This window comes from Fictibacillus sp. b24, assembly GCF_030348825.1.
Taxonomy (GTDB): domain Bacteria; phylum Bacillota; class Bacilli; order Bacillales; family Fictibacillaceae; genus Fictibacillus.
In genome coordinates this window covers 2,134,922-2,155,693 of the sequence record NZ_JAUCES010000005.1, presented here as the reverse complement: position 1 = coordinate 2,155,693, position 20,772 = coordinate 2,134,922, and the positions used below count along the sequence as shown (strand labels likewise).

Here is a 20,772-nt window from a genome sequence, read left to right as displayed (position 1 = left end):
AATTAATACATATTTCGAAAGATGCATTCTGTTTTGGGGGTAGCTTTTAAAATTTTTATTGTGTTTATCGGGGGAAAAAATGAAAGAAAAATGGATACACATCACCAAGCAAATTACCGAGCGATTTAAAACACGTTCAAACACACAAAAAGGATTAATTCTCGCAGGAATATTCCTTTTTATCGCAGGATTTATTTTTCTAACGGTCATGATGTCAAGACCTACTCTCGTTCCATTGTACTCGAATCTTTCCCCTCAGGAAGCAGGGCAGATACAAGAGAACTTAAATAGTAAAGGTGTCGCTAATGAAGTTCGAGATGGCGGCAAGACGATCATGGTTCCTGAAGAACAGGTGAACAACGTTCAAGTGCAGCTTGCGGCTGAAGGATTGCCTGAAAGCGGGAATATCGATTTTTCGTATTTTGGAGAAAAATCTGGGTTTGGGATTACAGATAAGGAATTCGGAGTTCTTGAAAGAGAAGCTACTCAAACAGAGATTGCAAACTTGATAAAAAGCATTAATGGAGTTGAAGATGCAAGTGTGATGATCACACTGCCTGAAAGCAGTGTCTGGGTGAATCAAGAAGAAGAAAAAGCGTCTGCTTCTGTCGTTCTATCCTTAGGTGCTGGAGCCAAGTTGAATGAAGATCAAGTAAAAGCGCTTTATCATCTTGTTTCTAAAAGTGTGGCGAACCTGCCTATGGAGAATATCGTCATTACAGACCAATACTTTAATTATTACGATTTGAATTCAGTAAGTTCCACTTCATCAGCTTCTAAGTATGAAGAACAGCGTAAAATTAAGCAGGATGTTGAAAGAGATCTTCAGAGACGAGTTCAACAGATGCTATCAACCATTATGGGGCAAGGTAAAGTAGTGGCAACTGTTACGACAGACATTGATTTTACTGAAGAAAAACGTGAAGAAACCATTGTAGAGCCAGTCGATCAAGAGAATATGAAAGGCATCGAAGTGAGTGTCGAGCGAATTCGTGAAACATTTACGGGTGAGGGAGCTCCGGCAGGCGGTGTAGGAGGAACGGGTGATCAAGAAGTTCCAACTTATCCTGGATCTACAGCTGGATCAAACGGTGACTATGAAAAAGTTGAAGAGCGTATCAACAATGAAGTAAATAAAATTCGTAAAGAAATTGTTGAAAGTCCTTACCAGATTCGTGATTTAGGAATTCAAGTAATGGTTGAGCCACCAACGCCTGATAAGCCAGATTCTCTTCCGCAAGAACGTCTGGACGATATTGAACAAATTTTGAGTGCGATCGTTAGGACTAGCATCTCCAAAGATATAAACAATCAGTTGACGGAAGAACAGATTCAAGAAAAGATATTCGTTTCAGCGCAGCCATTTAATGGCAAACAAGAAGCTGCTCCAGTTTCGACTGGAATCCCATATTGGATTTATGTTGTAGGCGGTATTCTGCTGATCGTTATCATTCTACTAATCTTCTTGCTTTCTCGTAAAAAGAAGACAGAAACAGAAGGTACGATTGAAGACTTTGAGATGGAGACGCAAGAAACGTTCTACGTTCCAGATGTAAATAAAGAACAAGGGTCAGAAGGAACGGTACGAAAAGAACAGTTAGAAAAAATGGCAAAAGAAAAGCCAGAAGAATTCGCAAAACTTGTAAGAACATGGTTATCAGAAGAATAGGAGCTAACGAACGATGGCAAAAGGTATGAAAGAGCTGTCAGGTAAAGAGAAAGCAGCGATCCTCGTTATCTCTTTAGGCCCTGATGTAGCCGCACAAGTATATAAACATTTAAGCGAAGAAGAGATTGAAAGATTGACACTTCAAATCTCGCAAGTTAGAAAGGTAGATTCAACACTAAAAGAAGAAATCATTACACAGTTTCATCAGCTGGCGCTTGCTCAGGATTATATTACGCAAGGCGGCATAGGCTACGCGAAAACGGTATTAGAAAAAGCAGTTGGTAAAGATGAAGCAATGCAGATCATCAACCGTTTAACATCAACTCTTCAAGTAAGACCATTTGATTTTGCTCGAAAAGCGGACCCAGGACAGATTTTAAACTTCATTCAAAACGAACATCCGCAAACGATTGCTCTTATCTTGTCATATTTGGATTCATCTCAAGCAGGACAGATCTTATCTGAACTTCCACAAGAGATGCAAGCGGATATCGCAAAAAGGATCGCGTTAATGGATCGAACATCACCTGAAGTGATTAATGAAGTGGAACAAATCTTAGAGCGCAAACTTTCTGCTACCGTTACACAAGATTTTACACAAGCTGGCGGAGTAGAAGCGGTTGTTGAAGTACTAAACGGAGTTGACCGCAGTACAGAACGAACGATTCTTGACGCCCTTGAAATACAAGATCCAGAACTGGCAGAAGAGATCAAGAAAAGAATGTTTGTGTTTGAAGACATCGTTACACTTGATAATCGCGCTATTCAACGAGTGATTAGAGAAGTTCAAAACGAAGACTTGCTTCTTGCTCTTCGTGCCTCAAGTGAAGAGGTTAAAGAAGTTATGTTTAAAAATATGTCTCAGCGTATGGCAGAAAACTTTAAAGAAGAGATGGAATTTATGGGTCCTGTCAGACTTAGGGATGTAGAAGAAGCTCAATCCAGAATCGTTGGGACGATACGCAGACTTGAAGAAGCTGGGGAGCTCGTTATTGCTAGAGGCGGAGGAGATGATGTGATTGTCTAAAGTAATTAAATCTTTTCACAATCACAAAGAAAAAAGTGAAGCTGAAACAGGGCGAGTGGTAATCGGAATCCAATCGATTTCGCATTTATCTCAAGTTAATGATTGTTTGTTAGAAGAAGATGATGAAACAAAAATTAACAGGTTGAAAAATGAGGCACAAAAGATACTGGATGAAGCTAAAAAAGAGGCAGCTATCATTACAGCTGCAGCTGAAAGATATAGAGAAGAACAGCAAGAGATCATGTCCGAAGAAGAGGCGGCTTGGCGAGTAAAATTACAGCAAGAATTTGAAAAAGCTAAAGCAGAAGGTTATGAGGCTGGTTTTCAAAATGGTATGGAACAAGGTAAAGAAAATTGGCTTGCTCAACTAAATGATGTGAAGCGTTACATGGACCAATTGAGAAACGATTATAACAGTGTTTTGAATGAGGCAGAGCCACAGATGGTTGTACTTGCGATTAAAGCAGCAGAAAAAATTCTGGGTAAAAAGCTTCAAGAAACTCCAGAAACTTGGATCTCAATTGTAAAACAACTTGTAAAAGAAGCTCGGGAATTTGAAGAAATAAAGTTGTACGTTCCGGCACATTGGTTTGAACTCACTCAAGAATATCGTGAAGAATTAAAAAATATGCTTCAGTCGACCGCAACTCTTTTTATTTATCCAGATGAATCGTTAACAGATAACGGTGCAATAATCGAGTTTCCGTTTGGAAAGATTGATGCGACTCTTGATGTTCAGCTAAAAGAAATAAGAGAAAAGCTGCTTGAACAAATTGAGGTGACAGAACATGAACGTTGATCAGCTGATCGACTCACTTCAATCCATTGATTCATATAAACGGTATGGTAAAGTCATTCGGGTTGTTGGGCTGATGATCGAATCAAAAGGCCCCAAAACATCTATAGGTGATGTTTGTTATATCCATACAGGAAACACTAAAAAACTAAAAATAAAAGCCGAGGTTGTTGGCTTTCAGGAAGAAAATGTTTTATTGATGCCTTTTACATATGTAAAGGAAATTGCAGTAGGAAGTTTGGTAGAAGCTACTGATCGGCCATTAGAGATTAAAGTAGGTCACTCATTAATCGGAAAAGTGTTAGACGGGATGGGGTTGCCTTTAGACGGTTCTTCATTACCTCGGGGGTTGTTCCGCTTTCCATCTGAGAACGAGCCTCCAAACCCGATGGAACGCCCAAGAATTCATGAAAGTATACAGTTAGGAATACGGTCGATCGATAGTCTTTTAACAGTTGGTAAAGGTCAGCGAGTAGGCATATTCGCTGGAAGCGGTGTAGGGAAAAGTACACTTCTTGGTATGGTGGCAAGAAATTCAACGGCTGATCTTAACGTCATCGCCCTCATAGGGGAACGCGGCCGAGAAGTGCTTGATTTTATTGAAAGAGATCTTGGAGAAGAAGGACTGAAGCGTTCGATTGTGGTGGTCGCCACTTCTGATCAGCCTGCATTAATGCGGATAAAAGGTGCCCTGACAGCTACAAGCATCGCCGAATATTTCCGTGATCAAGGCAAGAACGTCATGCTGATGATGGATTCAGTAACTCGTGTTGCAATGGCTCAGAGGGAGATCGGACTTGCTGTAGGGGAACCTCCAACAACCAAAGGGTATACACCTAGTGTTTTTGCGGTACTTCCAAAATTACTTGAACGATCAGGGACGAACAAGTTTGGCACAATTACGGCATTCTACACCGTTCTCGTAGATGGAGACGATTTTAACGAGCCGATATCTGATACAGTTCGTGGAATTCTGGATGGGCATTTTATACTTGATCGAAACTTAGCGAATAAAGGTCAGTTTCCTGCAGTGAACATATTAAAAAGCATCAGCAGGGTGATGAATGACATTGTTCCAAAGGAGCATCGGCAAGCGGCAGAGCGTTTGCGCGAACTATTGTCTTCTTATGTAGAGGCAGAAGATTTGATAAGCATTGGTGCGTATAAAAGAGGTTCATCTAAATCAGTTGATGAAGCGATTCAAATGTACCCTAGTATTTTAACTTTTTTAAAGCAGCAAGTAGATGAAGATGTTAGTTATGAAGACGCCATACAACGGCTGTTGATCGAATTTGGAGGGGATGAACAGTAATGTCATTTCATTTCTCTATGGAAAAAGTATTAACCGTTAAACAAAAAGAGAAAGAATCGATAGAACAAGAGTTAGGAGAAGCTGTTCAAGCATTCGAAAGCGTTGCAGAAGAAATATACAGTCTTTTAAAACGAAAAGAAGACATTGAAAATCTTTCGAATCATCAGTTTCAACAAAGAATTGTCGTCAATGACCTGCAAAATACGCAGCGCTTCCTTTTATCCATGACAAACAAGATTAAAGAATTACAGCCAGTACTTCAAAGAGCAAGAGAAAGAATGCAAATCATACAGCAGAAATTGGTTCAGCAGACGATCGAAGTAAAAAAATATGAAAAGCTGAAAGAAAAACAATTAACTGCCTATAAGGTTGAAGTAACTTCTTATGAAAATAAGCAGAACGATGAATTTTCAGTTTTGCGTTTTGCGAAGTCGTAAAAATCAGGTGATCACATGAAACAAAACGAAAAATCAAGCAAATTGGTTTGGTTTCTATTAGTTATCTTTGTCCCTGCGGTATTTGCACTTACCGTTTTTGGAATTGTGCTTTCATTTATGGGAGTAGATGTTGTCGAAGAGGCGAAAAACAAGATACCTGTAATCAATAGTGCCTTTAAAGAAGATGATGAGGTTGCTGTTACAAGTAACGTACAAGAAAAACAATGGAAATCAAAGTTCGATGAACAAGAAGATTACATTAAGATGCTATCAGCGGATCTCCAAAAGAAAGAAAAGGAAGTCACAGACTTAAAAACCAATATTGCATTGTTAGAAAAGCAAGTGGAAGATGCTGAAGCGAGTGTAAAAGACGAAGAGAATACGCAGTTAAAAAAGCTTTATGAGGCGATGTCAGCAAAAGATGCAGCCGCTGTTATGACAGAGATGAACAACAATCAAGTAATCAGCATTCTTGCGCTGTTACAAGCTGAAACACAAGCTTCGATCCTTGCCAAACTTGATGCAAAACGGGCAGCGGAACTTACAGTGTTAATGGCAAACAATTCTCTTTAAAAAGGAGGTGAACAACATGCAAATGATGATATCACAGCCAGCTGTTTCAACTCAGTCTTCACCGCTCTCTTCTAATTCTCAAAAAGCAACCAGCGCATCTTCATTATTTTCTCAATTACTTACATCAACAGGTGTAATTAAAGAAGAAAACGGAGACGGGTTGGGTGGAATAATTTTAAATCTGTTATCAGAAGTGCCTGAACTAGATTGGGATGCAGAAGCTATTGATTCAGAAAATGTTCAGGCAATATTGAACGAGATGCCGCCCGAAATGAAAGAAATGCTTGAGAAACTGCTTCAGGAACAAATCGATCTTTCAGAAGTCGCTGTTAATCCAGCACAAGAGATGAAGTTAGCTTTATTGTTACAAGCAATAGTTAACGATCAAAACGGCACATTATCTCCTACTGGTCAAAAACAAGTATCAGCCATCATTGAAAAGTGGTTTCCAGGCGTGAAGCTCGATCAAAAAGATTCAATAACGAAACAAGTGGAACAAATTCTCGGGCAAGTAAAGAAGCTTTTGAACGATGAAAGTACTCAAGATAAAGCAGCTTTTCTAAAAGTGACAGAAACTTTAACTGCGGTTAAAAAAGCACAAAGTTATGCAGACCAAGCATTCCAGAGATATGTACCAACAAAGCAGACTGAACAAACGGTTTCATCCATTAAAGAACTTCAAACAGTACAAAGTCCGCTTACGCCACTTGAACAATGGACGTTGAAAGTTCCAGTTTCACAAGGAGAAGGACAAAAAGAGCAGTTCGTCCGTGACGTTCAGAGAATCATAACTAGTGGGAAAATCATTGTAAATGAAGCAGGGTTTACAAAGATGAATATTCGGTTAACTCCTGAACATCTTGGAACAATTGAAATTCAGCTTATTCAAAAGCATGGAGAAATTGCAGCAAAGATTATTGCTTCTAATCAAGGTGCCAAAGAGGCATTAGATGGACAGCTTACTCAATTAAAACAAGCTTTTTCCAGTCAAAACATTGAATTTGAAAAGGTAGAGGTATTTGTAAAGAGTGATGAGCAAAACTTCGAATTTCATGATCAAGGAAATCAGGGGTATGAAGATCAGCAACAGACTTCAGAGAGCGGCAAAGATGAAACTGAATTAGAGAATTTGTCCTTCGAAGAACAGTTGTCACAATTGGTATTAAACGAAAAGGTGTGATGAAGTTATGACAAAAGTATCTGAAGACCTCATGCTTTCAAGTTACCAAGCAAAAACGAAGCAAACAGGTTCAAATATTTTAGGAAAAGATGATTTTCTGAAAATCTTAATGACACAGCTTCAAAATCAAGATCCTTCGAGTCCTATGCAAGATCGTGAGTTTATCGCACAGATGGCAAGCTTTTCTTCTTTAGAACAGATGACGAATATGAATCAGACTATGCAGCAGTTCTTAACTTTTCAAACAGAAGCCTCGCTTTTGCAGCAGAGTCAGATGATCGGCAAACACGTTACCTATGAAACGGAAACGGTTAATGCAGAAGGAAACAAAAAGATAGAAGAAAAAGAAGCGGTTGTGAAATCGGTATTGTTTGAAAAAGGTTCTGTAAAGCTCGAATTGAGTGATGGAACGAAAATTACAAGTTTTCAAGTAATCAAGATATCAGACCAGGCTAATTAAGGAGTTGATACTATGGGCGAACGGATACACGCTCATCAAATGTACCAGCCGATCCTTTATCCAAAGCAAAGTCAGCAAAAAGATATAAGTCAATCTTTTAAGTCTTTATTCGATAAAGAACTTGTAAATCAGCTCACTGTAAGCAAACATGCTCAGAAAAGACTTCAAGATAGGAACATTACAATATCAGAATTCAGCTGGAACAAGATAAGTGAAAAGATCATGGAAGCAGGACAAAAAGGTATTAAAGATTCTCTAGTTATCATGAAAGATGTCACGCTTGTCGTAAATGCCCCAAATCAGACGGTGATTACAGCGTTAGATCGAAACGAAAGTACATCTCAGATCTTTACAAACATCAATGGTGCAATCGTCATAGACGAATAAAAACGAGCTGGACCTTTACAGGAGGCTCACAAAAACTGCCGAATGACAGACGCAGTTACTAAACCAAGTAAGGGAGATAAAACAAATGTTACGTTCTATGTATTCAGGAATCAGCGGTATGAAAAACTTTCAGGTGAAGCTTGATGTAATCGGTAATAACATTGCTAACGTTAATACATATGGCTTCAAGAAGGGCCGTACAACCTTTAAAGATTTAGTGAGTCAGCAGATTGCTGGTGCAGCGGCACCTGGTGCAGGTCGGGGTGGAGTTAATGCAAAACAAGTAGGATTGGGTTCACAGCTTGCTACTATTGATACAGTTCACACTCAAGGTAGCTTACAAAATACAAATAGACCATTAGACTTAGGTATCTCAGGAGATGGTTATTTTATCGTGGGTACAGGCACAACGAATGGTGCTCAACCTTATAACTTTTCGGCTACTCCAGAAATGAATTTTACAAGAGCAGGTAATTTTTATTTAGATCAAACGGGTAACTTAGTTAATTCAGACGGGATGTTTGTAATCGGGCATCCTTCTACTGCACCTACTGGAACACCACTTTCAAATACTGTTACTACAGGCTATGGAAAAATAGTAATTCCAACTAATGCAAAAAGTTTTAGTGTAGGTTCTGATGGAGTAGTAAGTTATGTAGATGCAAGTGGGGCTTTACTTAATGCGGGGCAAATTATGATGGCTAAGTTCCCGAATAATGAGGGTCTTGAAAAAGTAGGCTCTAATTTATATAAGAATACAGTCAACTCTGGTGATATGAATGGTGATAACGATAATACAGGATTTGAAGCAGTAGACATGTATACACCAGGAGCTGGTGGTGCTGGTACTATCGTTGCAGGAACTCTCGAAATGTCCAACGTCGATCTATCTGAAGAATTTACTGAGATGATCGTTGCGCAGCGTGGATTTCAAGCGAATACAAGAATCATAACAACATCGGATGAGATCCTTCAAGAACTGGTGAACCTAAAACGTTAATGTGAAGGGAGGAAGGGTTGAGCAGAGAGCTGCTTAGCCCTGAAACCAAATGATTTCTTTAACCCAGTTAAACGGTAACACGTTTACACTTAATGCCATTTATATTGAACAAATTCAGTCTTTTCCTGACACAACAATCACGTTAACGACGGGAAAGAAGTTTGTTGTTAAAGAAAGCGAAGAAGAGGTTGCTCAAAAGGTTGCCTCATTTTATAGAGGAATCACGCTGTTTCCAATAAACAATCAAAAGAAGGAGGGTCTGTAGTTGGGTAACAATAAAGTTATAACCATTATGCTTTCGATGCTTTTAGCTATAGGCCTTGTTGGTGCGGCAGGCTATTTTGGATTTAAACAATTCTCACCAAAAACGGAAGCTTCTGAACCGTCAGCTGAAGAACTGGATAAGCTCATGGTACAAACGGATGAGATGACAACCAATTTAGCAGATCAAGCTTACGTGAAGATTCAGTTCAAGATTCAGGCGGACAATAAAGATGCCAAACATGAGTTAGAAAAAAGATTGTTTCAAGTGAACAACTTAATCATCTATGAGATCTCAAACATGAAGACCGAAGAACTTTCAGGACAAAAAGGATTGGTTTCTCTAGAAGATAAGTTAAAGACTGAGATTAATAAGGTTATGCAAGATGGAAAAGTAGTCAGAGTCTACACAACTCAAAAAATCATACAGTAAGTCATTTGGCTCTTTTTAAAAGGTTGTTGCTTTTAAGTCATTGAATTCTCTTCGTTTGCAATTTGATTGGAACGGAAATCAACTACTTACAAGAGCAACAAAGTTTGCGAGAACAGCCATTCATTAAAAACGGCATGAAAAGAGGTGAGACTCTTGGTTGATGTTTTATCACAAAACGAAATTGATGCTCTTTTATCAGCTCTTTCTACAGGAGAGATGGACGCAGAGGAGCTTAAAAAGGAAGAGTCAGAGAATAAAGTTAAAGTTTACGATTTTAAGAGAGCTCTTCGTTTCTCTAAAGAACAAATTCGCAGTTTAACTCGTTTGCATGAAAATTTCGCAAGGCTTTTAACGACTTATTTTTCAGCACAGTTAAGAACATATGTACAGATTGGTGTAGCTTCTGTTGATCAGCTTCCATACGAAGAATTTATTCGTTCTGTACCAAAGATGACACTGTTAAATGTATTCGAAGCACAGCCTTTTGAAGGACGAATCTTAATGGAAGTCAATCCTAACATTGCATACGCCATGCTTGATCGAGTAATGGGTGGCAGCGGGGCCGGAATGAATAAGATTGAAAACCTGACAGAAATTGAAACGAGAATTATGAGTCAGTTGTTTGAAAACACGCTTGATAGTTTTAAAGAAGCATGGACAAGCGTTATTGAACTAGATCCTTTCATGGTCGATCTGGAAGTTAATCCGCAATTTTTGCAAATGGTCTCTCCAAATGAAACGGTAGTTGTTATCTCGTTAAACACTACAATCGGAGAAACGAGCGGCATGATTAACATTTGCCTTCCGCATGTTGTAATCGAACCAATCATCCCAAAACTCTCTGTTCATCATTGGATGCAAAATAAAAAGAAAACTAGAATACCAGGGGAAACTGAATTTATTGAACAAAAGCTAAAAAATGCACTTTTGCCCTTTAAGGTTGAGTTAGGATCTTCAGAAATGTCGATAGAAGAATTTTTGCATTTATCAATCGGTGATTGTATCGAACTGAATCAAAGAATTAATCAGCCACTTGTCATTAAAGTGGAGAACAACCCTAAGTTTTATGGCCAGCCCGGTAAAGTGAAGAAAAAGCTAGCCGTTCAAATTATAGAAACCATTAAGGAGGATGAGGATCAATGGTAAGTGGAGATATGCTTTCACAAGACGAAATTGATGCTTTGCTGAATGGTGGAAGTGCTTCCTCGTCCGGAGTGACCGAAACCGAAGATTATTTATCTTCTATTGAGCAAGATGCGTTAGGTGAGATTGGAAACATTTCTTTTGGCAGTGCTGCAACTGCGCTATCAACCCTTTTAAACCAAAAGGTAGAAATTACGACACCTACTGTAAGTGTAGTGAAAAGGACGGAATTAAAAGACGAGTTTCCAATTCCTCATGTCGCTGTTCAAGTAACTTACACTGAAGGAATTGAAGGAGCAAACTTACTTGTGATCCGAAAAACGGATGCACAGATCATTGCAGACTTGATGCTTGGCGGTGAAGGAACGAATCCTTCTCCTGATTTCGGTGAACTTCAGCTGAGTGCAGTAGGTGAAGCGATGAATCAGATGATGGGCTCTGCTTCTACGTCCATGTCGACGATTTTTAACAAAAAGGTCGATATTTCACCGCCTAAGATTGATTTTCTGGACGTTGAATCAAACACAAGCTTAATTCCAGATGAAGAGATATTAGTAAAAGTATCATTCAGGCTCAAAGTAGGTGAACTGATCGATTCAAATATCATGCAGTTAATCGATGCAGATTTCTCTAAGAATCTAGTACATAAACTTATGAATCCTGAACCTGTGATGCCGAATGAACCTGTTGCAGATTATGTTCCTCAGAAAGAAGATGCTGCACCAGCGCAACCTTACACTCATTATGAGGAACCGGTTCAGCGAGAAACAAGACCGATGCCTGCACCTTCCTATCAGCCGCAGATGAGGGATGTTTCCGTTCAGCCTGCAAGCTTTTCAGACTTTGGAGATTTTGAATCGAACCAAACGGAGACAAAGAATCTAGATATGCTGCTGGATATTCCGCTTCAAGTAACAGTTGAATTAGGAAGAACGAAGAAAACGATTAAGGATATCTTAGAAATGTCTCAAGGCTCGATTGTAGAGCTTGATAAATTAGCAGGTGAACCAGTAGATATTTTTGTTAATCAAAAAATGATCGCAAAAGGCGAGGTTGTTGTTATTGACGAGAATTTTGGAGTTCGTGTAACAGAGATTTTAAGCCAGCGTGATCGCTTAGAAAAATTGAAGTAACTAACGGAGGTAAGTGTAATGGGAGAGCGTATTTTAGTTGTAGATGATGCAGCATTTATGAGAATGATGATTAAAGATATTCTAGTCAAAAACGGTTTTGATGTTGTAGGTGAAGCGGCAGATGGTGCGCAAGCCATCGAGAAGTTTCAAGAGTTAAAACCTGACTTAGTAACAATGGATATTACAATGCCTGAGATGGATGGAATCTCAGCATTAAAAGAGATCAAAAAAACAAACCCCGATGCAAAGATCATTATGTGTTCAGCGATGGGTCAGCAAGCAATGGTAATTGATGCGATTCAAGCAGGAGCAAAAGACTTTATCGTAAAGCCATTTGCAGCTGATCGCGTTATTGAAGCGATTAAGAAGACTTTAGGCTAAGAAGTTCAATGTATAGATGGTTAATCAGTATTTTTGCAGCAGTTTGCCTTTCGTTTGTACCATACAGCGTACAAGCGGAAGGCAGCGGTTCAGGAAAAAGCGTCTGGGACTCAGTAAATGACTCTAGTCAAAAAAGCGACAAAGAACAAACACCGCAAGTAAATACAGCTAACACTTCTGATAGCGGAAGCACTTTTATGATGCTTGTTAAACTAGTTTTTATGCTCGGAGTCGTTCTAGCGATCTTGTTTTTTGTATTACGTTTTATCCAAAAAAAGTCAGTTCGTTTTCAAGTTGGAAAGAACCTGCAGTCTTTAGGCGGGATCGGTATTGGGCAGAATCGTTCTGTTCAGCTTATCAAAACTGGAAATTCAGTCTTGGTAGTGGGTGTTGGGGATACGGTGAATCTATTAAAAGAGATTACAGATGAAACCGAAGTTCAAATGATGCTCGATCAGTACCAGGCTCAAAACACGGCTCAAAACGTCTCAGCGATAACGAGTCATTTAAAATCAAAATGGTTAAAAAGTAAAGATGAAATTCGTGATGAAGGTGGAAGCAGTCAGACAGTTTCCTTTAAAAATATGCTGAATTCGATTGTAGAGGACAAGAAGGAACAACAAAGAGAAATTCAGAAAGCACTAGAGAAAGGGAAACATCATGAATGAATTTATTCCTGGTTTAGATTTGGATTTTATAAACAATAGCGATCCAGCCAATATGGAAACAACCATTCAGCTTTTGTTGCTCTTAACTGTGCTTTCGCTGGCTCCTAGTATTCTGATTCTCATGACATGTTTTACGAGAATCATCATTGTCTTATCTTTCGTCAGAACATCGCTCGCAACACAGCAGATGCCGCCGAACCAGGTACTAATTGGTATCGCCTTATTCTTAACTTTTTTTATTATGGCACCTGTTCTGCATGAAGTGAACAAAGAAGCTGTTCAGCCTTTAGTAAAAGGTGAGATTACTCAGGAGGAAGCTTTTGATAAAGGAAGTCTTCCGATTAAAGAATTTATGGCAAAGCACACAAGGCAGAAAGATCTCATGCTGTTTATGGAATATTCTGGAGCAAAAAAGCCCGAAAGTATTAAAGATATCCCTTTAACCACTCTAGTGCCAGCTTATGCGATCAGTGAATTAAAGACGGCGTTTCAAATTGGATTTATGATTTTTGTACCATTTTTGATTATTGATATGGTCGTTGCTTCTATTTTAATGGCTATGGGGATGATGATGCTGCCTCCTGTTATGATATCACTGCCATTTAAGATTTTATTATTTGTACTAGTGGATGGCTGGTACCTCATCGTCAAATCATTGCTATTAAGCTACTAGGGCAGGTGGAAAGATGGATTCTCAATTTGTAATATCTTTGGCTGAAAAAGGGGTATACATGACTTTGCTTTTATGCGGACCATTACTCGCATTAGCACTGGTTGTAGGTTTGATCGTCAGTATTTTTCAAGCCACCACACAGATTCAGGAACAGACACTCGCTTTTATTCCAAAGATCGTGGCGGTTTTAGTAGGACTCGTTTTTTTCGGACCTTGGATGCTGTCACAAATTTTAGGCTTCACATCAAATATCTTTCAAAATTTACACAATTACATAGGATTATAAAATGATAGAGTTCACTGCATTTCCTGCCTTTTTATTGATCTTAACTAGAGTATCGGCATTTTTTTTAACAATTCCTGTGTTTTCGAATAAAAATTTACCCGTAGTTCACAAAATTGGACTTTCGTTATTTTTATCATGGATCGTGCTGTATGCGATAAACCCAGATCCTGTTTCTATAAATGGTTTGTTTCTTCTGTTGATAATAAAAGAAGCGATGATTGGGCTATCAATCGGTTTTGTTGCAGCGATTGTGTTTTATGCGATCCAAGTGGCTGGTGGATTTATTGATTTGCAGATGGGTTTTGCTATCGCGAACGTCTTTGACCCGCAGACTGGTATTCAAACTCCGCTCATGGGTAGGTATCTATACACATTTGCGATTCTATTCTTACTAGCTACTGATGCCCATCATATGCTGTTAGACGGTATCTTCTATAGCTATAAGTTTCTGCCGCTGAATTCGGCCATTGCTAATTTTGGGAATGGTGGCATGACTAGATTTGTAATAAGTGTATTTTCTGGAATGTTTCTAGTTGCTCTGCAGATGGCAATTCCGATTGTAGGAACTTTATTTTTAGCGGACTTAGCACTCGGTATTGTAGCGAGAACGGTCCCGCAGATGAACATTTTTGTTATTGGACTTCCTGTAAAGATTTTAATCGCACTTGTTTTATTTTTAGTGATAATGCCAGCCTTCTTCGTATCTGTTCAATTGCTGGTCGATCAAATGCGAGACAGTATGATTAATTTAATGAAATTGTTAGGGGCTGCTTAAGCTGATGAAATACCCTTTTCACCTGCAATACTTTTCTCAAGAAAAAACAGAAAAAGCGACTCCTAAAAAAAGACAGGAAAGCCGTAAAAAAGGTCAGGTTGCTAAAAGTGCGGACATAAATGCAGCTCTTGTATTGTTTGTTTCCGTTATGTCTTTAGCTTTTATGGGGAGCTGGATTGGAGAGCGTTTGCTTCATCTCTTTTCATACAGTCTTGAAAAAAAGCTTTTATATGACGTAACAGAAACGAGCATTCCAAAGCTTTTCTGGGAACTCTCAATGGAAGTTGCCCTTATTCTAGCACCTGTGATGATTGCAGCAATGGCAGGTGGGGTACTAGCGAACTATTTGCAGGTTGGGTTTCTGTTTTCAACAGAAGCGATTCAGATGAAACTTGAACGGATCAACCCTTTATCAGGCTTTAAAAGAATCTACTCTGTTCGTGCGCTAGTTGAACTTTCGAAATCGCTTCTAAAAATTTTGTTCATAGGCGGCGTGACTTTCTTTGTTCTCTGGATGGAGCGGGATGTTTATTTAAGAATGAGTCTTGTAAGTATCGAGGCGTCACTTCCAGTTTTTGGAGGCTTGGCAATAAAAATGGGGTTAGCAGCTTCACTCGTTTTACTTTTTCTTGCGTTTCTTGATTATATGTATCAAAAATACGATTTTGAAAAGAACATTAGGATGTCTAAACAAGATATAAAAGATGAATACAAAAAATCCGAAGGTGATCCAAAGATAAAAGGAAAGATCAAGGAAAAACAAAGACAGATGGCTATGAGGAGAATGATGCAAGAAGTCCCTAAAGCGGATGTTATCATTACTAACCCTACACATTATGCGATCTGTTTAAAGTATGACGATGGCAATATGGATGCTCCCGTGGTTGTAGCCAAAGGAGTGGATCTCATTGCTCAAAGAATTAAAGAGATCGCAAAAGAACATAACGTAGCAGTTGTAGAGAACAAACCTCTAGCCAGAACGTTGTATGCACGAGTTGATATCGGTCATGTGATTCCAGAAGATCTTTTTAAAGCAGTAGCAGAAATATTAGCCTTTGTGTACCGAGTTAAGAAAAAAGCGTAAGGAATGAATAGGAGAGTTAACAGATGAAAGCTAGAGACATGAGTGTTTTAGCAGGGGTAATTTTAATAATTGCCATGCTCGTCATACCACTTCCAACCTTTATGTTGGATTTCTTAATCATAACAAATATATCTCTGGCACTTTTAATTATATTGATTGCCATGAATACTACACAGCCTCTCCAATTCTCTATATTCCCGTCATTGCTTTTGCTAGTGACACTTTTTAGACTTGGGCTAAACGTTTCGACAACAAGAAGTATCTTATCTACGGGCAATGCCGGAAACGTTGTACATACATTCGGTGAATTTGTAGTCGGTGGAAATATTTTAGTCGGTATTGTTGTATTCTTTATCCTGATTATCATTCAATTTATCGTTATAACGAAAGGATCAGAACGTGTATCTGAAGTAGCAGCAAGATTTACGCTCGATGCAATGCCTGGTAAGCAAATGAGTATCGATGCGGATCTTAACGCTGGTATGATTTCTGATCGGGAAGCGAAAGAAAGACGTGAAACAATTGAACGCGAGGCAGATTTTTATGGGGCGATGGACGGTGCGAGTAAATTCGTAAAAGGTGATGCAATCGCTGGTATTATTATCGTTTTAATCAACATGTTATTTGGAATTATAATTGGAATGCTTCAAATGGGGCTTAGTTTTGGTGAGAGTGCAGAATTGTTTACGAGAATGACCGTTGGTGATGGATTGGTTTCGCAAATACCAGCACTTATCATCTCAACTGCAACGGGAATAATCGTGACACGAGCAGCTTCAGAAGGAAATCTTGGTTTTGATATCAGCAAACAATTACTTGCCTATCCGATCATGCTTTTTGTGGCTGGCGGAACGATTATTATGCTCGGATTGTTCACACCAATCAATGACTTTTTCACGATTACGATCGGAGGAATTCTAGCAGTCGGGGGTTATCTGCTTTTAAAAGCAGAACGAGAACAAAAAGAAAAAGAAGAAGTGGTAGAAGAAGATATTCAGACTGAACAACTGAAGAGTCCTGAATCTGTCGTAAACCTTCTTCAAATCGATCCTATTGAGTTCGAATTTGGATACAGCTTAATACCGTTAGCAGATACCTCACAAGGCGGGGACTTGTTAGATAGAATCGTCATGATCAGAAGACAACTAGCTCTAGAGCTTGGCATGATTGTGCCGGTAGTCAGAATCAGAGACAACATACAGCTGCAGCCAAATGAATACAGAATCAAAATTAAAGGCAGTCAGGTCGCAAAAGGTGAGCTGTTGCTGGATCATTATTTGGCGATGAGCCCTGGAATTGAAGATGAAGAAGTACAAGGTATAGAAACGATGGAACCTGCTTTCGGTCTTCCTGCTATCTGGATCGGTGAAGAGATGAAAGAGCGCGCCGAATACTCAGGGTACACAGTGGTAGACCCGCCATCTGTAGTTTCAACACATCTAACAGAAGTAATTAAAAAGCACGCTCACGAATTGATCGGCAGACAGGAAACGAAACAGCTGGTAGATCATCTAAAAGAATCATACCCAGCAATAGTAGAGGAAGTTACCCCAGATGCGCTTACGATCGGTGAAGTTCAAAAAGTACTATCAAAACTCTTAAGAGAAAGAATATCCATTCGAAACTTAGCAGTTATTTTTGAAACATTAGCTGATTTTGCAAAAATGACAAAAGATACAGATTTATTAACCGAGTATGTAAGACAAGGTTTGTCCAGACAGATTTCTAAAAGTTACACAAATGAAAATGAACCATTGCATGTGATTACCTTGGGCGGGTCGGTCGAAAAAAAGATAGCCGACGCGGTTCAGCAAACAGAACACGGAAATTATCTTTCTCTTGATCCTCACGATTCACAGTCCATTTTTGACAGCATCACAAGAGAATTGGAATCTGGCAGAAGCTTCGACCAGTCAGTTGTACTGTTGTGTTCTCCTGCAGTAAGAATGTACGTGCGTCAGCTGATTGAAAGATATTTACCAGATGTGGCGGTATTATCGTATAACGAATTAGAACCTGAACTCGAAGTGAAAAGTGTAGGGGTGGTGAACATCTGATGAAAGTGAAGAAATATACAGCACAAAACTTGCCGGAAGCTATGAAACTAGTTAGAGCAGACCTTGGCAGCGGTGCTGTCATCTTAAATACAAGAGAAGTACAAGTTGGGGGACTATTCGGTTTTTTTACAAAAAAGCAATTTGAAATCTTTGCAGGATTAGATCAGGACATCGATTATCAGCAAACAAAAAAACAAACAAAAAATAGTGTGAGAGAACATCAGCAAGTTCCTATCCAGGATGAAGAGCTGACTCAAGAAATTCGTCACTTAAAGAAAATGGTTCACACACTTACGATACAAACGAAACAAACGGAAACCAACGCTCCTTTAGTCGAAGAATGGGAAACGTTCTTAAAAAATCAAGAGCTTGATACTTTGATACTTGACGAACTTGTTGCAGCTTTTTCGAGTAAATACGATGGTCTCGAAGGAGATGAAGCCAGTCAATACGATTGGCATACATGGATTACAAACTACTTAGGTGCCCGTATGAAGAAAAGTGAGTTTGGTGGATTTCATTATGAAACGAAATTCTTAAACTTAATTGGCCCTACTGGTGTTGGAAAAACAACAACCATCGCCAAGATCGGAGCTAAAGCTGTTCTAAAAGATGGTAAGAGAGTGGCGTTTATTACGACAGATACGTATCGAATTGCCGCGATCGACCAATTGAAAACATATGCAGAAATCCTAAACATTCCGTGTGAAGTGGCTTATACTGCAGATGATTTTAAGAAAGCAAAAGAAAAATTTAAAGATTTTGATCTTGTGCTGGTTGATTCTGCGGGCAGGAATTTCTTGAATCGCTTTTATATAGAAGAATTGCAGCGTATTGTCCATTTTGATAAAGACATGAAAAATTATCTCGTTCTATCGTTAACTTCAAAGTACAGAGATATGGAAACCATCTATAACCAGTTTAAAAGTTTGCCCGTCCACAAGGTGATTTTCACAAAGAAAGATGAAACTAAGACCTTTGGTGCATTGATGAATCTACCCATTTTAAATGGTGTGGGAATCGGATATGTTACAAACGGACAGAACGTTCCTGATGATATGTTTGAAGCAAAGGCGGATGAACTGATCCAAATGCTAATAAAGGAAAAAGCGAATCATGATTGATCAAGCTGCAAGTCTCAGAAAACAAATAACAATATCCACCAAAAGTGCAAGGGTGATTTCTGTTGTTAGTGGTAAAGGTGGAGTTGGCAAAACAAATGTAACCGTCAATTTGGCACTTTCCTTAATACAAATGAAAAAAAGAGTACTCGTATTGGATCTGGATGTTGGAATGGGGAACGTCGATCTGATTCTTGGCAGAAGATCGAATAAGCACATTATGGATATGCTCCAAAACCAGCTGTCAGTATGGGAGATCATTGAAGAAGGAAAAGATGGTCTTCATACAATCGCGGGTGGGAGAAATTTCGGCTCACTTGCACAGGTCACAGAGGATATGCTGAATCATTTTGTGAAGCAGCTTGAAGAGCTTGAAAAATTTTATGACTTTATTTTCTTAGACATGGGTGCTGGTGCAACAGAAACAGCTCTGAAATTTGTATTATCAAGTCATGAAATCTTAGTCGTTGCAACACCAGAAATCACTTCATTGACAGATGCCTATTCTATGATGAAGTTCATCTATATAGAAGATAAAAATCTTCCCTTTTACTTGGTCATCAATCGTTATGAAAACGAGAGAGAAGGAAGAGAAACTTTTAACAAATTAAAACATGTATGCCAGAAGTTTTTAGATAAAGAGCTGATCTGTCTTGGAAAGATACCATTAGACCAGAGTGTATTGGAATCTGTAAAGAAGCAAGTTCCATTTACAATTTACAAGCCAGCATCTTCAGCTTCAAAAGCTATTTCCGACCTAGCACAAGCTTACGTTGGGGCTGCTGCAGATCAAAGAGCATCTTATACATCTTTTATCATCAGGTTAAAGTCATTATTTTTTGAGAGGTAGAAGCTGCGTGAAACAAATCAAAGTGCTAATTGTAGACGATTCTGCCTTTATGAGAAAACTTATAAAAGAATTTTTAAGTGAAGATCCTAGAATCGTTGTTCTTGATACAGCTAGGAATGGACATGAGGCAATCGAAAAAACGGAAAAATTAAACCCAGATGTTATTACAATGGATGTAGAAATGCCCATTATAAATGGCATTGAAGCAGTTAAAAGTATAATGAGGAGTCATCCGGTGCCGATTATAATGCTTTCGAGCACAACAAAAGCCGGTGCTGAAAATACCATGTTAGCAATGGAAGCAGGAGCGATAGATTTTATTGCTAAGCCATCTGGTGCCATTTCCTTAGATCTGCACAAAGTAAGGGAAATCTTAATTGAAAAAGTAATCGCTTCATCTAAAGCAAATGTTGCTGCGAAACGTTCTAGAACTGAAAACAGACTTGTTACTAAAATCAGCAGGAAAACGATAAAAAAGAACGATCTTGAAAAACTCATCCTAATTGGTACATCAACGGGTGGTCCGAGGGCTTTACAAGAAGTGATTACGAAACTTCCAGCAGATTTAGACGCTCCAGTTGTTGTTGTTCAGCATATGCCAGCAGGATTTACTCACTCGTTAGCCAATCGGTTAAATTCTTTATCTCAAGTGCACGTTAAAGAAGCGGAACATAATGAAACATTGAAAAAAGGTACTGTATACATAGCGCCAGGCGGAATGCATATGAGAGTTAACGAAAAAATTGGACAGCTTTTTATAACACTAGATCGAGAAGCCCCAGTTGGAGGACACAGACCCGCTGTAAATGTACTTTTTAGTTCTGCTGCTAAACTAAAAAACTATCAAAAGATTGCAGTGATCATGACAGGCATGGGTTCAGATGGAACAAATGGCATTTTAGATCTCAAAAAAAATGGGGAAACGATCGTGATAACAGAAGCTGAAGAATCGTGCATCGTATACGGCATGCCTAAAGCTGCGGCTCTAACCAAAAAAGTAGATGAAGTGGTTCACCTGGAATCTATTGCACTAGCTATTCAGAACTATTTGTAAAATAGGAGGATT

The 20,772-nt window shown here is 38.9% G+C and carries 24 protein-coding genes; all 24 read left to right on the top strand.

Annotated features, from left to right (window positions below; all coding sequences use genetic code 11):
- Positions 1 to 79 precede the first annotated feature (79 nt).
- The 24 genes from fliF to QUF49_RS10945 all read left to right on the top strand — a co-directional run bounded on the left by fliF (position 80) and on the right by QUF49_RS10945 (position 20,760).
- Entirely contained in the window at positions 80 to 1,669 is a 1,590-nt protein-coding gene (fliF, locus tag QUF49_RS11060; RefSeq protein ID WP_289495701.1) for a flagellar basal-body MS-ring/collar protein FliF, read from the top strand.
- 13 nt (positions 1,670 to 1,682) lie between these two features.
- Positions 1,683 to 2,696 (top strand): flagellar motor switch protein FliG, encoded by a 1,014-nt coding sequence (fliG, locus tag QUF49_RS11055; RefSeq protein ID WP_066240774.1) that lies wholly within the window; start codon positions 1,683 to 1,685, stop codon positions 2,694 to 2,696.
- Positions 2,689 to 3,495, top strand: coding sequence for a flagellar assembly protein FliH (fliH, locus tag QUF49_RS11050; protein ID WP_289495700.1), 807 nt, complete (start codon positions 2,689 to 2,691; stop codon positions 3,493 to 3,495). Before fliG ends, fliH begins: the two co-directional genes overlap by 8 nt.
- Positions 3,485 to 4,804, top strand: coding sequence for a flagellar protein export ATPase FliI (fliI, locus tag QUF49_RS11045; RefSeq protein ID WP_289495699.1), 1,320 nt, complete (start codon positions 3,485 to 3,487; stop codon positions 4,802 to 4,804). Before fliH ends, fliI begins: the two co-directional genes overlap by 11 nt.
- On the top strand, positions 4,804 to 5,241 hold the full coding sequence (fliJ, locus tag QUF49_RS11040) for a flagellar export protein FliJ (RefSeq protein WP_289495698.1): 438 nt from the start codon (positions 4,804 to 4,806) through the stop codon (positions 5,239 to 5,241). The genes fliI and fliJ overlap by 1 nt, the downstream gene beginning before the upstream one ends.
- A gap of 15 nt (positions 5,242 to 5,256) precedes the next feature.
- Positions 5,257 to 5,814 (top strand): MotE family protein, encoded by a 558-nt coding sequence (locus QUF49_RS11035; protein ID WP_289495697.1) that lies wholly within the window; start codon positions 5,257 to 5,259, stop codon positions 5,812 to 5,814.
- Between the two features lie 16 nt (positions 5,815 to 5,830).
- Positions 5,831 to 6,994: a flagellar hook-length control protein FliK gene (locus tag QUF49_RS11030; RefSeq protein WP_289495696.1), complete on the top strand. Its 1,164-nt coding sequence runs from the start codon at positions 5,831 to 5,833 to the stop codon at positions 6,992 to 6,994.
- Between the two features lie 7 nt (positions 6,995 to 7,001).
- Positions 7,002 to 7,454, top strand: coding sequence for a flagellar hook assembly protein FlgD (gene flgD, locus QUF49_RS11025; RefSeq protein ID WP_289495695.1), 453 nt, complete (start codon positions 7,002 to 7,004; stop codon positions 7,452 to 7,454).
- A 12-nt stretch (positions 7,455 to 7,466) separates the two neighbouring features.
- Positions 7,467 to 7,841, top strand: coding sequence for a TIGR02530 family flagellar biosynthesis protein (locus QUF49_RS11020; RefSeq protein ID WP_289495694.1), 375 nt, complete (start codon positions 7,467 to 7,469; stop codon positions 7,839 to 7,841).
- 85 nt (positions 7,842 to 7,926) lie between these two features.
- Complete coding sequence (flgG, locus tag QUF49_RS11015) at positions 7,927 to 8,841, top strand: flagellar basal body rod protein FlgG (RefSeq protein ID WP_289495693.1); 915 nt, start codon at positions 7,927 to 7,929, stop codon at positions 8,839 to 8,841.
- 49 nt (positions 8,842 to 8,890) lie between these two features.
- A complete protein-coding gene (locus QUF49_RS11010) occupies positions 8,891 to 9,106 on the top strand; it encodes a flagellar FlbD family protein (RefSeq protein WP_289495692.1) in 216 nt (71 codons plus the stop codon).
- The gene (gene fliL / locus QUF49_RS11005; RefSeq protein ID WP_289495691.1) at positions 9,107 to 9,535 is read left to right on the top strand and encodes a flagellar basal body-associated protein FliL; all 429 of its coding nucleotides are present in this window, start codon (positions 9,107 to 9,109) and stop codon (positions 9,533 to 9,535) included.
- Positions 9,536 to 9,688: 153 nt separating this feature from the next.
- Positions 9,689 to 10,681 (top strand): flagellar motor switch protein FliM, encoded by a 993-nt coding sequence (fliM, locus tag QUF49_RS11000; RefSeq protein ID WP_289495690.1) that lies wholly within the window; start codon positions 9,689 to 9,691, stop codon positions 10,679 to 10,681.
- The gene (gene fliY / locus QUF49_RS10995) at positions 10,675 to 11,811 is read left to right on the top strand and encodes a flagellar motor switch phosphatase FliY (protein ID WP_289495689.1); all 1,137 of its coding nucleotides are present in this window, start codon (positions 10,675 to 10,677) and stop codon (positions 11,809 to 11,811) included. Before fliM ends, fliY begins: the two co-directional genes overlap by 7 nt.
- 18 nt (positions 11,812 to 11,829) lie before the next feature.
- Positions 11,830 to 12,192 (top strand): response regulator, encoded by a 363-nt coding sequence (locus tag QUF49_RS10990; protein ID WP_197127729.1) that lies wholly within the window; start codon positions 11,830 to 11,832, stop codon positions 12,190 to 12,192.
- Between the two features lie 8 nt (positions 12,193 to 12,200).
- Positions 12,201 to 12,860: a flagellar biosynthetic protein FliO gene (locus QUF49_RS10985; protein ID WP_289495688.1), complete on the top strand. Its 660-nt coding sequence runs from the start codon at positions 12,201 to 12,203 to the stop codon at positions 12,858 to 12,860.
- The gene (gene fliP / locus QUF49_RS10980; RefSeq protein ID WP_289495687.1) at positions 12,853 to 13,533 is read left to right on the top strand and encodes a flagellar type III secretion system pore protein FliP; all 681 of its coding nucleotides are present in this window, start codon (positions 12,853 to 12,855) and stop codon (positions 13,531 to 13,533) included. The genes QUF49_RS10985 and fliP overlap by 8 nt, the downstream gene beginning before the upstream one ends.
- A gap of 13 nt (positions 13,534 to 13,546) precedes the next feature.
- Positions 13,547 to 13,819, top strand: a complete 273-nt coding sequence (gene fliQ / locus QUF49_RS10975; RefSeq protein ID WP_289495686.1) for a flagellar biosynthesis protein FliQ — start codon at positions 13,547 to 13,549, stop codon at positions 13,817 to 13,819.
- 1 nt (position 13,820) lies between these two features.
- Positions 13,821 to 14,594: a flagellar biosynthetic protein FliR gene (gene fliR, locus QUF49_RS10970; protein WP_289495685.1), complete on the top strand. Its 774-nt coding sequence runs from the start codon at positions 13,821 to 13,823 to the stop codon at positions 14,592 to 14,594.
- 4 nt (positions 14,595 to 14,598) lie between these two features.
- The gene (gene flhB, locus QUF49_RS10965) at positions 14,599 to 15,678 is read left to right on the top strand and encodes a flagellar biosynthesis protein FlhB (protein ID WP_289495684.1); all 1,080 of its coding nucleotides are present in this window, start codon (positions 14,599 to 14,601) and stop codon (positions 15,676 to 15,678) included.
- Positions 15,679 to 15,701: 23 nt separating this feature from the next.
- Positions 15,702 to 17,735 (top strand): flagellar biosynthesis protein FlhA, encoded by a 2,034-nt coding sequence (flhA, locus tag QUF49_RS10960; protein ID WP_289495683.1) that lies wholly within the window; start codon positions 15,702 to 15,704, stop codon positions 17,733 to 17,735.
- Positions 17,735 to 18,859 (top strand): flagellar biosynthesis protein FlhF, encoded by a 1,125-nt coding sequence (gene flhF / locus QUF49_RS10955; RefSeq protein ID WP_289495682.1) that lies wholly within the window; start codon positions 17,735 to 17,737, stop codon positions 18,857 to 18,859. The genes flhA and flhF overlap by 1 nt, the downstream gene beginning before the upstream one ends.
- Positions 18,852 to 19,706 carry a MinD/ParA family protein gene (locus tag QUF49_RS10950; protein WP_289495681.1) on the top strand — a complete coding sequence of 285 codons (855 nt, stop codon included), beginning with the start codon at positions 18,852 to 18,854 and terminating at the stop codon, positions 19,704 to 19,706. Before flhF ends, QUF49_RS10950 begins: the two co-directional genes overlap by 8 nt.
- Positions 19,707 to 19,713: 7 nt before the next feature.
- Entirely contained in the window at positions 19,714 to 20,760 is a 1,047-nt protein-coding gene (locus tag QUF49_RS10945) for a protein-glutamate methylesterase/protein-glutamine glutaminase (protein ID WP_289495680.1), read from the top strand.
- The last annotated feature ends 12 nt before the right edge of the window (positions 20,761 to 20,772 follow it).

Bases quoted from the DNA above. Each gene is read 5' to 3' on its own strand.
- QUF49_RS11010 (WP_289495692.1), top strand. From the start codon at position 8,891: ATGATTTCTTTAACCCAGTTAAACGGTAACACGTTTACACTTAATGCC.
- QUF49_RS10950 (WP_289495681.1), top strand. From the start codon at position 18,852: ATGATTGATCAAGCTGCAAGTCTCAGAAAACAAATAACAATATCCACC.
- fliG (WP_066240774.1), top strand. From the start codon at position 1,683: ATGGCAAAAGGTATGAAAGAGCTGTCAGGTAAAGAGAAAGCAGCGATC.
- fliP (WP_289495687.1), top strand. From the start codon at position 12,853: ATGAATGAATTTATTCCTGGTTTAGATTTGGATTTTATAAACAATAGC.
- flhB (WP_289495684.1), top strand. From the start codon at position 14,599: ATGAAATACCCTTTTCACCTGCAATACTTTTCTCAAGAAAAAACAGAA.
- QUF49_RS10985 (WP_289495688.1), top strand. From the start codon at position 12,201: ATGTATAGATGGTTAATCAGTATTTTTGCAGCAGTTTGCCTTTCGTTT.
- QUF49_RS10990 (WP_197127729.1), top strand. From the start codon at position 11,830: ATGGGAGAGCGTATTTTAGTTGTAGATGATGCAGCATTTATGAGAATG.
- flhF (WP_289495682.1), top strand. From the start codon at position 17,735: ATGAAAGTGAAGAAATATACAGCACAAAACTTGCCGGAAGCTATGAAA.
- flhA (WP_289495683.1), top strand. From the start codon at position 15,702: ATGAAAGCTAGAGACATGAGTGTTTTAGCAGGGGTAATTTTAATAATT.
- flgD (WP_289495695.1), top strand. From the start codon at position 7,002: ATGACAAAAGTATCTGAAGACCTCATGCTTTCAAGTTACCAAGCAAAA.
- fliY (WP_289495689.1), top strand. From the start codon at position 10,675: ATGGTAAGTGGAGATATGCTTTCACAAGACGAAATTGATGCTTTGCTG.
- QUF49_RS11020 (WP_289495694.1), top strand. From the start codon at position 7,467: ATGGGCGAACGGATACACGCTCATCAAATGTACCAGCCGATCCTTTAT.
- fliJ (WP_289495698.1), top strand. From the start codon at position 4,804: ATGTCATTTCATTTCTCTATGGAAAAAGTATTAACCGTTAAACAAAAA.
- QUF49_RS11035 (WP_289495697.1), top strand. From the start codon at position 5,257: ATGAAACAAAACGAAAAATCAAGCAAATTGGTTTGGTTTCTATTAGTT.
- QUF49_RS11030 (WP_289495696.1), top strand. From the start codon at position 5,831: ATGCAAATGATGATATCACAGCCAGCTGTTTCAACTCAGTCTTCACCG.
- fliR (WP_289495685.1), top strand. From the start codon at position 13,821: ATGATAGAGTTCACTGCATTTCCTGCCTTTTTATTGATCTTAACTAGA.
- flgG (WP_289495693.1), top strand. From the start codon at position 7,927: ATGTTACGTTCTATGTATTCAGGAATCAGCGGTATGAAAAACTTTCAG.
- fliI (WP_289495699.1), top strand. From the start codon at position 3,485: ATGAACGTTGATCAGCTGATCGACTCACTTCAATCCATTGATTCATAT.
- fliQ (WP_289495686.1), top strand. From the start codon at position 13,547: ATGGATTCTCAATTTGTAATATCTTTGGCTGAAAAAGGGGTATACATG.
- fliF (WP_289495701.1), top strand. From the start codon at position 80: ATGAAAGAAAAATGGATACACATCACCAAGCAAATTACCGAGCGATTT.